This window comes from Variovorax sp. UC122_21 (assembly GCF_044056785.1).
In the GTDB taxonomy this organism is placed as follows: Bacteria; Pseudomonadota; Gammaproteobacteria; order Burkholderiales; family Burkholderiaceae_C; genus Variovorax.
The window spans coordinates 1239594-1253733 of sequence record NZ_CP172003.1 but is presented as its reverse complement, the minus strand read 5'-3'; the positions used below and the strand labels follow the sequence as shown (position 1 = coordinate 1253733).

Annotated in this window: 13 protein-coding genes and 1 pseudogene; 3 read left to right on the top strand and 11 right to left on the bottom strand. The window is 57.1% G+C overall.

Features of this window, described 5'->3' with window-relative positions; translation table 11 throughout:
- Positions 1-96 precede the first annotated feature (96 nt).
- Entirely contained in the window at positions 97-282 is a 186-nt protein-coding gene (locus ACHMXE_RS06405; protein ID WP_395344941.1) for a hypothetical protein, read from the top strand.
- A gap of 364 nt (positions 283-646) precedes the next feature.
- Here ACHMXE_RS06405 and ACHMXE_RS06400 read toward each other — a convergent pair whose 3' ends face one another.
- The 8 genes and pseudogenes from ACHMXE_RS06400 to ACHMXE_RS06365 form a co-directional block, all read right to left on the bottom strand.
- On the bottom strand, positions 647-1276 hold the full coding sequence (locus tag ACHMXE_RS06400) for a helix-turn-helix domain-containing protein (RefSeq protein ID WP_395344939.1): 630 nt from the start codon (positions 1274-1276) through the stop codon (positions 647-649).
- A gap of 199 nt (positions 1277-1475) precedes the next feature.
- Positions 1476-1884 (bottom strand): annotated as a pseudogene (locus ACHMXE_RS06395) (transposase); the annotation flags it as partial.
- A 335-nt stretch (positions 1885-2219) separates the two neighbouring features.
- Positions 2220-2981: an amino acid ABC transporter permease gene (locus tag ACHMXE_RS06390; RefSeq protein WP_395344937.1), complete on the bottom strand. Its 762-nt coding sequence runs from the start codon at positions 2979-2981 to the stop codon at positions 2220-2222.
- 302 nt (positions 2982-3283) lie between these two features.
- Complete coding sequence (locus ACHMXE_RS06385; RefSeq protein ID WP_395344935.1) at positions 3284-4432, bottom strand: amino acid ABC transporter permease; 1149 nt, start codon at positions 4430-4432, stop codon at positions 3284-3286.
- A 176-nt stretch (positions 4433-4608) separates the two neighbouring features.
- Positions 4609-5835 carry a diaminopropionate ammonia-lyase gene (locus ACHMXE_RS06380; RefSeq protein ID WP_395344933.1) on the bottom strand — a complete coding sequence of 409 codons (1227 nt, stop codon included), beginning with the start codon at positions 5833-5835 and terminating at the stop codon, positions 4609-4611.
- Between the two features lie 6 nt (positions 5836-5841).
- Positions 5842-6882, bottom strand: a complete 1041-nt coding sequence (locus ACHMXE_RS06375) for an amino acid ABC transporter substrate-binding protein (protein WP_395344931.1) — start codon at positions 6880-6882, stop codon at positions 5842-5844.
- A gap of 41 nt (positions 6883-6923) precedes the next feature.
- Positions 6924-7706 (bottom strand): amino acid ABC transporter ATP-binding protein, encoded by a 783-nt coding sequence (locus ACHMXE_RS06370; RefSeq protein WP_395344929.1) that lies wholly within the window; start codon positions 7704-7706, stop codon positions 6924-6926.
- Positions 7703-8752, bottom strand: a complete 1050-nt coding sequence (locus ACHMXE_RS06365) for a threonine aldolase family protein (protein WP_395344927.1) — start codon at positions 8750-8752, stop codon at positions 7703-7705. Before ACHMXE_RS06365 ends, ACHMXE_RS06370 begins: the two co-directional genes overlap by 4 nt.
- Positions 8753-8922: 170 nt before the next feature.
- Here ACHMXE_RS06365 and ACHMXE_RS06360 point away from each other — a divergent pair, with 170 nt between their 5' ends.
- On the top strand, positions 8923-10362 hold the full coding sequence (locus ACHMXE_RS06360; RefSeq protein ID WP_395344925.1) for an NAD-dependent succinate-semialdehyde dehydrogenase: 1440 nt from the start codon (positions 8923-8925) through the stop codon (positions 10360-10362).
- 30 nt (positions 10363-10392) lie between these two features.
- Entirely contained in the window at positions 10393-11166 is a 774-nt protein-coding gene (locus tag ACHMXE_RS06355; RefSeq protein WP_395344923.1) for a class II aldolase/adducin family protein, read from the top strand.
- 1114 nt (positions 11167-12280) lie between these two features.
- Here the strand turns inward: ACHMXE_RS06355 and ACHMXE_RS06350 are convergent.
- Genes ACHMXE_RS06350 through ACHMXE_RS06340 form a run of 3 tightly spaced genes read right to left on the bottom strand, consistent with a single transcriptional unit; the run spans position 12281 to position 13945 of the window.
- A complete protein-coding gene (locus tag ACHMXE_RS06350; RefSeq protein WP_395344921.1) occupies positions 12281-13048 on the bottom strand; it encodes an ImmA/IrrE family metallo-endopeptidase in 768 nt (255 codons plus the stop codon).
- Positions 13035-13442, bottom strand: a complete 408-nt coding sequence (locus ACHMXE_RS06345; RefSeq protein ID WP_395344919.1) for a hypothetical protein — start codon at positions 13440-13442, stop codon at positions 13035-13037. The genes ACHMXE_RS06350 and ACHMXE_RS06345 overlap by 14 nt, the downstream gene beginning before the upstream one ends.
- Positions 13439-13945 carry a hypothetical protein gene (locus tag ACHMXE_RS06340; RefSeq protein ID WP_395344917.1) on the bottom strand — a complete coding sequence of 169 codons (507 nt, stop codon included), beginning with the start codon at positions 13943-13945 and terminating at the stop codon, positions 13439-13441. Before ACHMXE_RS06340 ends, ACHMXE_RS06345 begins: the two co-directional genes overlap by 4 nt.
- Positions 13946-14140: the final 195 nt, after the last annotated feature.

The following is a 14140-nucleotide window of genomic DNA, read 5'->3' as shown; positions in this document are numbered from 1 at the left end:
GTGTTCAGCAGCAGGCGTCCTGCCGCGTTCGAGTTCTTTGCGCCGGAGCATCACGTCTACGCACCCTGCTCAGGCCTGTTTGAGGCGGCCGTCGCGATGGGAGACACCGTTGAAGCAGGACAATTTGCCGGTTTCATTCACGACCCTGTGGAGCCATGGCGGGACGCTCGCGAACTGCGCTTCAATGCTGGCGGTGTTGTGATTTGCATGCGCCAAAGTGTGGTCACTGATGCAGGAGACTGCCTATTGCAACTAGCGATTCCCATGCAGTCGCCCGTGTGAGTGAATATCAATCACTTACGTGTAATCGTGTGCGCGCGCAGCGATTTGGAGACCTCGACTTGGTCGATGCACGCCGTTGACTTTTCAAGACTGAAGGCCGTTATGCGCCGCGTTGGGCGCGTCAAGGTCTGGCATCTGGCGGCCGGCATTGCCTGACGAGGCTGCGAATGGTGCTCTCTAGTTTCCGTGGAGTCGATCGGGCCCATCTCAAGCACCTGGGTAATGACATTTGCACTACAACATGCGAGCAGCAAGCAAAGCAGCGAAGGTCAACTTTCACCTGAAGGAAGAGTGCCTGATCCTGCTGCTACACGACTTGATCGCGCACTTCGGCGGTTCTTTGCGTATGAGCAGCGCTTTCTTTCTAGGCGGATGTAGTCTTGGTCCGCGCAATCACAAATGCTTCCGTGCTCTTGGCCGCGCCGTCAAGACACACAGATACGATTTTGGCATTGTCATCGCTAATCGACACAAATGCATGTGGCATTCCACTATCGATGTAAACGCTTTCGCCGGCCTTCAATCGCGTTGGCGTATACATCTCCGTGTGGAAATTCAGCTCGCCGCTCACAATGTATATAAATTCTTCGCCAGGATGGGCGCTCCATTTTGTGCCACTGTCGAAGACCCGATTTGTGATTTCCATGACTAAGGGAATCATTTTCTTGTTTGCAAGCTCTTGCGCGTGAACTTCATAGTCGTACTGGTCGGTAGAGAATCGCGCCAGATCGGCCTCCCTAGTGATAGCACGCAAAGCGGTAGATGGCGCCTGAGGTTTGCCAAACAGCGCTTCGAATGAAATGGCGAGAGCGTGGCTCAGGCTTATAAGCGTATCGAAAGACGCCGAAGCTTTCCCGTTCTCTATCTTTGAAATTGCAGACGAAGATACCCCAGACAATACCGAGAGCTGCTGGATCGTGAGCGCGCGTTGCTGCCGCGCATTTCGAATCTGCGAACCGACCTCTGGAACATTTGCAAGTTTTTCACCGCTCATTTGGTGTTCGTCTGTGTGAAATTCTGCATATCGATACAGGAAGCGTGCCAGTCGCAATGGAGTTTAGAGCTTGACCAACCGTCAGGATCCCGCCAAGACAACTATCCGAGTACAGGATCACGCGTTCAAGCAATAATTATAGCGTAGAAGAATGCAACAGACCCCTCCCTCGTTAACTCAAGCCCTTGATCTGCTCGGTTTAGTCAAGGCAGTTTTTCCAAGAGACGGCGGGTTGCGGTTCTTTACGGAGTTCGATTTTGAACTTTGCCGGGGTCAAGTATTGCCGCTGCTGTGGGGACGTGCCTCGTTGTCGTGATTGCGCCAGGCTTCGATCAGGACAGCGGCTTCGCTGCGCGAGCGAACCACTCGATGGACAGGCACTCGTCGCGAAACTTGCCGTTGAAGCTTTCGTCGGTGCCGTTCTGCCAGGGCTTACCGGGATCGTGGAGCACGGTGGCAATGCCCGTGCCTGAGATCGACTCCAGGATGGCCCGGCTGACGAACGTCGGCTCGTTGCCCGAACGCAGGAACAGTGACGCACCGTGCAGACTGACCAGGCGCGCGAGCACCTCGATCATCCGTTTGGACCGGATGGCTGCGGCCACATCCTGGTCAGTGGTAACGGGAAGCCCGCTCGCTCCCGCCGACGAAATCCCGTCGTTGCATCGGCGGTCGAAACGCGCCTCCGCTACACCTGTAACCACTGATGTTGACTCGGCACAGGAGCGCTTGAGCAAGACCGGCCTTAGGGCCACCATCTACACACTGAATTGCCAGGCGGCGTAGCGATACCAAAACCGGATAGGTTCTAGCAACGACTTCTCGCTTACGCCCGCCGGGAACGCGCGTGCCCGCCTCTTGCCGCTCGGCATCTTCATGCACTTGTGCTCGCACTTAGATGAGCGCATCCGATAAGTGAGGACAGAGGCGAAACCCATCACCCTCAACGTGCCGTGGAATTCATCAAGCTGCGTTCCATGCGGAATCCAACCCGGGACATGTACCAGCAAAAAAAGAAGTAGACGATCGCGGCAAATATCAGCGGCTCGAGGTAGAAAAGACGCCATTGCGGGTCAACTGTAACGACGCGCACGATGCCCAAGAAGTCGGTCAGCCCAATAACTGCCACAAGCGATGTGTCTTTGAAGATTGCCACCATCGTGTTGATCAGGGGCGGAATGGTGACCCTGAACGCCTGAGGTAAAACGACCGTTAGCGTCGTCACCACATAGTTCATGCCGAGTGCTCTTGCCGCCTCAAACTGCCCAGACGGAATTGTCTGCAAGCCACCACGGAGAACTTCAGCAATGTAGGCTGCAGCGAAAAAGCCGATTGCTGCACAGGCGCGCCCAACTTTGGTTGGTGAGAAGCTGTCTGGCAGCAGAAGTGGCAGCATCACCGAGGCCAGAAACAGCACTGCGACGAGTGGCACCCCGCGAATCAGTTCAATGTATGCGACCGAAAGGCTTCGGACGAGTGGCAGCTTGGAGCGGCGCGCAAGCGCAAGCACGATGCCTGCCGGAAGAGCAACCCCTAGGCCGGTCGTCGCCAGAACGATCGTAAGAGCGAATCCTCCCCATTGATCGGGCGACACCGCGGGCAGGCCCAACATGCTGCCGTCCAAAACGACATGTGATAGTACGATGAAGCTGTACCACATTGCCATAAGCGGCTTGCCCCAACTGAATCTGAAGTAGCTCATCATCGTGATGATGATGAAGAGGCAAATCACTAGGACGGGTCGCCATGCTTCGGAGGCCGAGTAACGGCCGATGAGGATGAACTTGAAGCTCTGAACGATGACGGCCCAGCATGCGCCGTCGCCTGCAGCCGCCCTGCAAGTGTCGGAGCTCCCCGAAGAACACCGCATGAGCAATCATCCAGTCGACGGCTCGATACAAGATCCAGCAGCAAAAGGAAGCAACGGTAAGCGAGATGATGGATTGCAGCGGACTTGGGAACACTGCGCCGACGATGCGGCCCTGAAGACTGGTGCGAGAACGCGTGTTAGCGGACGACATATTTTGTTCGACGGTCATACAGGGCAACCGCGCCCCAAACAAGCAGACTGATTGCCAAGTAGGCCGCCACCTGAATCAGAACACCTTCGATGGCCTGTCCAGACTGGTTGATTGTTGTCCCTATTACGGAGCTTAGATCCGGAAAACCGATTGCCACACCAAGACTTGTGCTCTTTGCCAGGCTAAGGTAAACGTTCGATAGGGGCGGAAGAATAAGGCGCAACGCCTGTGGAAGTACCACGCGTCGCATCCGGTGATAGGGACTTAGGCCGATGGCGTATGCCGCCTCCACCTGACCTCGCGGGACCGAAAGTATGCCTGACCGGATGACTTCACCGATGAATGCGCCGGAATAGATTGCAAGCCCAAGAACAAGGGCTGTCATTTCGGGTGAGATTGATACTCCACCCTGAATATTGAAACCGTCTAGGGCTGGCCGGGTTATCTGGACGACTCCGATCCAGCAAACAAGCAGACCCAGTGTCAAAGCCCAAAAGACAGCGCGTATTGCGGCGTGCGGAGCCCGGTCAGCAAACTTGGGCGATCTCATAGCTACGATATAGCCACAACAAAGAATTATCCAAGCGACAGGCAGAATCCAACTAAGCTGGCTTTTTCCGACCTCGGCGATAGAGGGGAAGAACACGCCGCGATTGGTGACGATGACGCCAAGCGTAGGCTCCGCCTCTCTCGTCGCCGGAAAAAGGTTGATCACGAGCGCGTACCAGACGATCAGTTGCAGCAACAGTGGAACATTGCGAATCAACTCACTGATTGCAAGCATCACGTTGCGCAGCATGAAGTTCGAGGAGAGCCGAGCAAGCCCGACAGCAAGGCCAATAATTGTGGCGAGCACGCCGGCGATGAGTGCTGCGACGAGCGTGTTCAAAAGGCCCGAAAGAATTGCTCTGCCATAACTCATGGTCGCGTCATAGGCAATGAAGCTTTCCGAGATATCAAAGCCGGATGTTGTGCCAAGAAATCCGAAACCCGTCGCTGTCTGCTGCGCGCCGATCTTTCCCATTGCAACACGCAGAGCGACCGAAACCATTAGAGCCAAGACAGCCAGGACGCCAAGCTGAATCAATACTGACCGCCAGCGGCCTGGATTAGGGGACAAAGGAAGGGCGTTCATCGTCTATAAAAATCTTGAAGCTCCCGTGCCGTAGCTCCCGGAGCCCCTGTTGCCATAAGACGGGCTTCAACCGTCGTTGTGCCGCATGCAATCTCATGAAAGACCAAGGCATGCGAAAAACTAAGAGGCTGGCTGTCGCTCAAAACATATGTGCGGCACGCAAACCTCTCATTCCATCAAGTCGGAAGTCGGGCTTCAGCGTTACGCCGAGCCCCTTCGATAAACTGTGCGCAAAACCCTTCCACCTCTTCGTCTTGCAGCTCGACGATCTTTCGGTAGAGGTCTGGATCAGTCGCACCTTCAGTCCCGATGAGCAAGACGACGCTATTGGCATCAAGTCCAAGTGCTTGACGCTCGTTACTCTCGCTGGCCGCAATGAAGCCGGCGAGGCCGGCAACTCCAGTTTCGCCGGCGACGACACTTGGCTTACGGTTCGCAAGCATCCGGACCGCTTTCAGTGCAAGCAACTCAGGCGCAGTCATAAACGCGCTGGCCCCCTTAGACAAGACGTCCCAGGCAAGCTCAGACGGATGTCCGCAAGCAAGCCCGGCCATGATCGTCGCCAGATCGCCATCGAGATTGATGATCCGACCGCGCTTTGCGGACTCCAGTAGGCAGGCCGCCCTTTCTGGCTCCACAACCACTGTATGGGTCGAAGGCGACTTCAGCGAAAAATACGCGCAGACCGCAGCGGGCATCGCCCCGACGCCGCATTGGACAAATACATGCGTTATCGGTGATGGTGCTTCGTCCAGAATTTCGTTAAGCATCATTGTGTAGCCCAACATCACATCTCTCGGGATGTCGACGTAGCCAGGATACGAGGTATCGGAAACGACAGTCCACCCATTGGACTCTGCATCTTCGGCGACTCGAGCTACGGCGTCATCGTACACGCCGGGCACCCTGACGACGGTCGCCCCCAAGGCTTCAAGAGCCTCTTGCCGTCCAACGCTGACATTGGCGTGCACATAGATAAAACACTTCAAACCAAACAGCTTAGCTGCCCAAGCAACGGATCTTCCGTGATTGCCGTCGGTTGCGCAGGCGACGGTAAGGCCCGTCGCAGCGCCCATTTGATCGCCCAGGATCTCTGCAACAGGTACGTCACGGTTGTGGAGTGTGCGCACGCGTTGCTCAACCAACCGCTGCACTGCGTAGGAGCCGCCCAGCGCCTTGAAGCTGCCAAGTCCAAAGCGTCCCCCCTCATCCTTGTAGAGGACGGTTCGCACCTTGGCACGCTCGGCGACCTCACCCAGCGAGATCAGCGGCGTAGACCGGTAGCCTGGCCAGGCTGAGATGTCGCGCTTCGCCCGCAACAAATCATCTTCTGAGAAGAAGGCTGCAGCGTGCGCAGAGGGTATGGGGCTCTTGTTGATAAAGATAGAGTTAGTCTTTGCCATCGCAGATCAGCGGAATGCAGGAGAGTAAAGAAGGCCGCCGTCTTTCCACAGCTTGTTGACGCCGCGAGAGAAGCCAAGAGGTGCAAGGTTGCGGTCAAAGCTCTCCGCGTAGTTGCCGACCTGCTTGATGATGTCGTACGACCAGGATTGGCGAAGGCCGAGGAGCTTACCGAAGTCGCCAGTCGCGCCAGCAAGACGCTGCTGGGTGGGATTGGTCGAAGTTTTTGCCTGATCGATGGTTGCAGAGGTGATACCTTGCTCCTCCGCTTCCATCATCACCCAGACTGACCACCTCACGATATCGGCCCACCGGTTGTCCCCATGCCGAACGGTGGGCGAGTACGCCTCCTTGGAAATTGTCTCAGGGAGAACGACGTGCTGATCGGGACTAGGGAAGCTCTTCGTGCGCGTGATCTCCAAGAGCACCTTATCCGATGTATACGCATCGCAACGTCCGTTCAGGTAGGCAGCAACCAACTCTTCCCGGCGCTCAATCAGCACTGGCTTGTACGTCATCTTGTTCTGACGGAAGAAGTCCGCCATATTGAGCTCCGAGGCGGACCCGGGGTTTGTGCAGATACTTGCCCCGTTTAGCTGCTTGACGCTTGTGATCTTCGACTTCTTCGGCACCATGAAGCCCTGTCCGTCGATGTAGTTGATGCCGGTGAAATCGATGCCGAGCCCTGCATCGCGCGCAAAGGTGTAGGTGACCTCCATAACCATGATGTCAATCTCACCGCTTTGCAGCGATGGGAATCGATTCAAGGGCGTAACAGGCACATACTTGACCTTGTTGGCGTCGCCGAGAACCGCAGCAGCAACGGCCCGGCACACGTCTGCGTCGAGGCCCTTGTACTGTCCGTCCGTTGTCGGCACCGCGAAGCCTTCGGTCCCAGGGCTGACCCCACAGCTGACAACGCCTCGCGCCTGAACGCGACCAACTGTGTCCGGTGTAGGGACTGTTGTTGCCGGCTGCTGGGCAAAAGCCGAAGCCGCAGAGACCAGGAAGAGCGCAAGCGCTCGGGGGATAGATTGGGAAAGAGTCATATGAACCTCGTGTGTGGGAAGAGCGGGGGTGACGTGGTCTTTTATTTGGCGATCTGATTCAGGAACTGTTGGATGCGGGGACCTGTTCTGCCCGAGAAGAATTCCTCGGTTCGACCGTCGAACAGGATTGCGCCGGCATCCATGAAGACGATGCGCGTTGCCACCTGCTTCGCGAACTCCATTTCGTGCGTAACGCAGAGCATGGTCATCCCCCGGCTTGCCAGAGAAACCATCGTTTCCAGCACCTCTCCAACCATCTCCGGATCGAGAGCGGAAGTGGGCTCATCGAAAAGCATGATCTCTGGGTCCATGCAAAGCGCTCGTGCAATTGCAGCGCGTTGCTGCTGACCGCCTGATAGTTGGGCCGGGAACTTGTCCGCCTGGTCGAGGATGCGTACCTGCTTCAAAATTGCAGCGGCGTCGCGCTCTGCATCCGCCAGCGGGATCTTCTTGGTCCACCGGGGCGACAACGTGCAGTTCTGCATGATTGTCATATGCGGGAACAGGTTGAACTGCTGAAACACCATACCCACCCGGAAGTCCCCGACCGCGGCGGATGCATTGACAGGGAGATCGCGGCCCGCGACGGCCACGCCTCCAGACTGGAAGCTCTCAAGCCCGTTAAGACAGCGGATCAACGTAGACTTGCCGGATCCCGAAGGACCGCACACGACGATGCGCTCACCCTTACGGACCTGCAAGCTCACACCTTTCAGCACTCGAAAATCGCCGTAGAACTTCTCAACGTCCCTCATTTCGATCTCGATGGACGTAGAGCCTGGCAGTGTCGACCGCCCTGCTTGAGACTGACCGGGCTGGCTCATGCCTTGACCTTGCTTTTGGATGAAATGAACTCCGCCACCGAAGCGGCAAGAGCAGCGATGGAGCCGTCATCTGTCCTTGCATGAACGACAAAGCGGATCGCGCTGGCACCAAAGCGCAGCGACATCAGTTGTCGCTCCATGAGGAATTGGTGCAATGCGTCGGCCTCTGCCGTGTCGGGCGTCTGGAGTAGCAAGATGTTGGTATCGGGCGCATTGATCGCGAAGCTAGACGCACTTGCAGCGAAAGCGCTCGTCAGAAGGCTCGCCAGTCCCTGAGTGCGACGATGATCCTGTTCAAGCCTGCGCTCAAAGCCAGAGAGGACCTGCAGCGCCGCAGCACTGACGACACCGATCGGTCGCCAGGACGCCCCAAAGGCCGACCTGATCTCGACGGCACGACGAACAAACTCCCGACTTCCCAGAATCATTGACCCAGCCGGCGCGCCCAGGGCCTTTGTAAGACTGAGAGACAAAGAGTCGGCACCAAGCGCGATCTGATCCGACGCTACGCCGCTCTTAACGATCGCGTTCCAGATGCGGGAGCCATCTATATGGATGGGCGCTTGCCTCGCACCAGCAACTTTGCTGATCTCAGCAAGCCACCCTGCGGGCATGACCGTCCCGCCATGGGCCATATGAGTGTTTTCCAGCCAGATCAGCGGAACACCCTCAGCCGCGTTCAGGTGTTGGTCGACCTGCTGCGCCGAGAGATGCCCACGCTCCCCGGACAGCGTCTCGAGCTTCACATCATTGAGGATCTGCGTCGATGCAGCCTCCGCAACCACAAGGTGGCAATGCGCATCTGAGACGACACGGGGGTGCCCGCGCTCACTCCAGACCCGCAGCGCGATCTGGTTCGCAATGGTGCATGTCGGCACCAGCAGCGAGTCCTCGAATCCCAGCATCTCTGCAATCTGGCGCTCGAGGCGCACCTGAAAGGGATCCTCCCTATGGCCAAACGCCGGCGCCGCCTTTAGGGCCTCGAGGACAAAGCCGTCAACGCCCTCAGGCGCACCACTCATCAAGTCACTGCGGAAATCATGCATGGCGCCACTATAGCACCAAAGTTTCTTATGCAACCACAGATGACGCTCGTAGGAAATATTTTTCCGTTAAGAAACAAGACGCCATAATTGTGCTGCTTTGAGGCGATCACAACGAATCAAGGCTTCTTCACTAAGCACGAACCGTACTCAGCATGCGGTTTCTCACACACATGACATACCCCAACACCGAACTTTTCATTGACGGTCGATGGCAAGCCGCTGCAGACGAACGCACCCTTGCAGTCCTTGATCCTTCAGACGGCAGCGAGATCGGGCGTGTCGCACACGCCAGCAAAATCGATCTCGACCAAGCATTGAAAGCAGCGCAAGACGGGTTTGAACGATGGCGCGACCTCTCACCAGCGGAGCGGTCCGGCTATATGCGATCCGCCGCGCAACTGCTTCGAGAGCGAGCCGACAGGATCGGCATCCTGATCACCCGAGAACAGGGAAAGCCCATAGCTGAAGCCACGGCGGAGGTGCTCGCTGCAGCGACCATCGTCGAGTGGTTTGCAGAGGAAGGCATGCGCGTCTACGGGCGTGTTGTGCCGTCGCGCAGCACACCTAATATGAGGCAGATGGTCCTGAAGCACGCGGTCGGACCGGTTGCGGCGTTCACCCCTTGGAACTTCCCAATCAACCAAGTCGTCCGCAAGCTGGCGGCCGCGCTATCCGCTGGCTGCTCCATTCTGATTAAAGCACCGGAAGAAACACCGGCCTCACCGGCCAGCCTCATCCAGGCCTTTGCCGATGCCGGAGTGCCGGCAGGCGTGATCGGCCTTGTTTATGGTGATCCCGCTGAGATTTCCAGCTACCTGATCGCGCACCCGGTCATTCGAAAGGTGACATTCACAGGCTCGACGCCTGTTGGCAAGCAGCTCGCGGCATTGGCCGGGCTGCACATGAAGAGAGTGACCATGGAGCTCGGGGGACATGCTCCCGTCATCGTCGCTGAGGACGCTGATATTGCTTACGCAGCAATCGTGGCTGGCCGCACGAAGTTCCTTAACGCCGGTCAGGTCTGTATTTCTCCGACACGTTTTCTGGTTCATGAAAGCGTTGTCAAGGAGTTCTCTGGGGCGCTTGCCAACGTTGCCAATAGTCTTGTAGTCGGCAACGGCCTTGCAGCTGAGACCCAAATGGGCCCGCTGGCCAATGAGCGACGCCTGGTCGCCTTGAAGCAATTCACTGCTGACGCAATCGAATGTGGAGCCTCGCTCCTTGCTGGTGGCAATCAGATTGGTCAATCAGGCAACTTCTACCAGCCAACAGTGCTGACTGACGTCCCCGGCAACGCCAGAGTTCTCAATGAAGAGCCATTTGGCCCAATCGCAGCAGTCCGCTCCTTCAACAGAATCGAAGAGGCGATAGCTGAAGCCAACGGACTTCCGTTCGGCCTTGCTGGTTACGCATTCACCAACTCCATACGAAATGCAGATCTGCTTGCCCGCACTCTCGATGTCGGAATGCTGTGGATCAACCAGCCGCCTACCCCGTCGCCAGAGATGCCTTTTGGGGGAGTTAAGGACTCCGGATATGGGTCGGAGGGCGGGCCCGAAGCGGTGGAGGCATACCTGAACACGAAGGCAGTCTCAACCACCGCCCGCTAGTTCCCTCCAACACATTGAAGTTTTAAAGATATGAACTCAAGAGCGCAAAACAATTCCGCTCAGGTCCGTGACCAGGTGACAGACGAGGAATGGAGCCTCCGAGTAGAACTCGCAGCCTGCTACCGGCTGGTCGCTCTCTACGGCTGGACCGACCTCGTCTACACGCACATTAGTGTGAGGTTGCCGGGGCCCGAGCATCACTTCCTGATCAATCCTTACGGGTTGATGTTCAACGAAGTCACTGCATCGAATCTTGTCAAAGTCGACATGAACTGCGAGAAGGTCATTCCGACAGAGCACCTCGTCAACCCGGCAGGATTCGTCATTCACAGTGCCATTCACGAAGAGCGCTCGGATATCCAGTGCATTCTGCATACGCACAGCCGTGCGGGTGTAGCGGTCTCTGCACAGAAAGCCGGCATCCTGCCAATCAGCCAGCAAAGCACGTTCATCATTCCATCATTGAGCTACCACACCTACGAAGGAGTGGCAGTGCGAGACGAAGAAAAGGAGCGGCTTCAGAAAGATCTCGGCAGCAATAATTTCTTCGTTCTCCGCAATCATGGGCTTTTGACGGTCGGACGCTCGATCCCGGAGGCGTTTTTAAATATGTACACCTTCGAGAACGCCTGTCGCATCCAGCTCGATGCTCAGTCCGGGGGCGAGCTGGTGTATGTGGAGCCCGCTGTCATCGCCGGTGCAGCAGAAGCACGCAGAATCAACTCGAAAGGCATGGGCGCAAACATTGCTTGGCCGGCCCTGATCCGTAAAGCGCAACTCGAAAGCCCGGGCTACGACACTTAGCTAAGCTTGCTCACAGCAGCCGTCACCGCTGGCGACCAGCCGTCGTATCCGCGGCCGCGCGTGCTCGAGCGCGAGTCCCGCCCAGGACTGGCTGCGCGAGACCGTCGCCGTCGCCGCGCGCTGCACCTTCTCGCTGGAGGAACTGCGCTACGAGTACCCGGAAGAGATCGTGCCGTCGGGCGAGACGCCCGCAGATTGAGCATCATCGTTTTGCGCTCTGTCCGATTTCTGGTAATGCGCGCGCATTTCACGTAGTACACCAATCTGCCAAAACCGGCCGTAGTCACCAAAGACGGGACCATTGCCCGACGACAGACACTGTGCGCCCACCATCCATTCCTAGGCCTCGTCGGTCAGACGGTTGATTCCAGCTAGGCTGGTGAGGGGCCGCCACTTTTGTCCTCCACCACCGATAAGAGAGAGTTTTCGGTGGTAAGACCACGCTCTGCGGCTCGAGATTCGCTCGTGTGGGTGCCTCCTAGATTGCAAGAACTCGTGTTTGCATGAGGATTCAGGACGCGAGGCTGCGGTCTCACTTCCGACCCGTAGCGCGGACAGGTATGCCTGCTGACGCTGATGGTGTTAATGTCTCTGGACCTCTGACCACCGTCACGATTTCACAGGCGCTAACACTGAAACAATAGCTGCCGGTTATCAAGTAAGCAAGATGGCCTCCCGTGCGCTCGCGAATTCCAAGGGAATGCAACATCCATCATTGCGACGTCACTACTTCGGCGTTGAGAAGCGCTCTGCCGCTGCGCTAATGAAACCCAGCGGCAAAAGATCATCAACGCATTTCTCGATCGTCTCACATGGCTCCATGCTTTCCGACGTTGATAGCTTCTCCCAGTCCCGGCCATCACTAGAGCCACGAATGCCTGCTTTGCGCGGCAGCCGCTACATACCCCGCAGGTCTGAACGCTCGCAACCGGTCTGAGCCGATCTATCGAACGGCAGCTGCGCATCGGGCGCTGCCGGTCAATGGAACGCTGCCGACCGACGGCTACGGACCCATTTGCTGCCGTCAGATATCGGGCCGGTTGATTCGCCAGATGTCTTCGATGGTTGACGCGGCGCGACCTACGATTTGGAGTATACGATTGAAAGGTGGACGCTACCGCTGCGCGATGCTGAGAATTGTCAAAACCGCGTCGTCGGGGATTTTCATAGACTGAGACTCGACCATCATGCGATAGACATCCTTCCCTCTGAGCCATCGATCGCCAAGCTCCTTCCGGGGCGCAGACATGCCATTGCGCGCTTTGAAGGCAATTTCGAAAGCCGCCGTGTCTTGGTGTAGTTCATAGGCAGGCTGGACGTCAAAAGGCCATGAGGGACTTGCGACATACCATCGGCGCCGCTGTTGGTCGTGGCATACGACTATCGCCATCGAGCTCGATCGCCTAACGAGCTTGATCGCCGAAGCCGTCACGCTCGCACCGAAAGCCTTGCCGAGCGCCGCCGCCACGTTCAAAGTCATTTTTCTTCCAGCCATCCAAGGCACGACCATGTAATCGGGAAGCAGGAGTTGGCTTGCGAACAGGTTTGCATTAGCCTCAGTCGACTTGGCTGCTGCGCTCTCGGCGCCGATGTCCTTGGCGGAGCAACTGAAACCGTGGCCCGCATCGTTGATCCAGTGGGCAAGCTCGTGGGCTAGCGAGAAACGTTGTCTGCCTGGATTGTCACGTGATTCGACGCTAATGATGGCGCGCACTCCATCGGTCACAAGCCGCGCCGCACATCCATCCAGGTGGCGGCGCCGAACCAGCGCGCCTTTGGAGTTGGCGATACCCTCCAAATCGATGTGCTCGGGGAGGCGGCAACCACAGCCCCAAAGTAATTTCTCTGCAGGCGAAAGAATGCTTGCGTCAATCGTAGACATCGCTTGGATCTATCTTTCCGAGAGCGACCAAATCGTCATACATGGTCTCCAAGTCGGCTTCTGACTGTTTGGATCCCTTCCGATAGCTTGCGGCTAGAGCAGGCTCTGAGGCACATGCTCGCTCGATCAAAGCCCTTATTTTCTCTAATGTCGGTCGCACCATTGGAATGAGGGATCGCCTGCTCGTGGCCTCACGCTTCGCGCTCGCTGTATGGGCTCTCATGAACGCGGCCACAACCCCGTCGATGCTCGCAGCGATACGGGACGCTTCCGCATCTGGATCGAACCCATCCTCGATAAACTCGCCGCGGATCTGCACGTCGCTGGTCCCGTCCAAATCTTCCCCCGCCAAGTTCTGAATTGCTCGCAGAGTGTGATGGGTTTCTTTGCTCATGGCTTCCTCCGTCCAGGAAACAGCTTGTCCGCGCCCCGGCGCAAGCGTTTGCGCGCGGAGTCGTATTGAGTTGGCGTCATGTCAAATGTGTCTCGCGTTTCTTGAGCGGACATACCATCTTTTTCGCCTTCGATAATCGCCTGAACGTCCTGGCTGCTCGAAAATTCAGCTTCGAGCAACCGAACGTCCGCTTCGATACGGCGGTCTCGCTCCTCCAAATCGCTCAACGCGATGAGTTCATCTTCTACCGATGGATGCACGAAACCCAAAGCTAGAAGCTTGGGATTGTCGTCGCCGTGGTCCTCACCTTCCTTGCTGAGCCTGGTCGCGGTCTTGTAAAGCTTGTGTTCCAACGATTTGTGCGAATCGCTGGCCAAGCCTCTCATCGTCATTGTCAAAAACGCAGCCAAGGAAACAGCGGTCGGCCAATGCCGCCCCTCCTTGCCGGGCAGTCCTTGGCCTGAAGCGCCGATCAGCGCGCGTTGGATCGCCTCGTTCAGCAACTCTTGGCCCTGAGCGTACTCGGTGCCTAGGCATAGGACGCTCCCATACTTGGCAAGCCGCAGACGATCGGAGCTAGGCAGAAGCTCCAAGGCGCTTATCAACTCGGCGAGCGTCGCGTGTGATTTTGGTGGGTTCCCAGTCACAAAGTCTCCTGATGTTGTTGTATGCGATCAATGGCCTGAACGCGGACATCG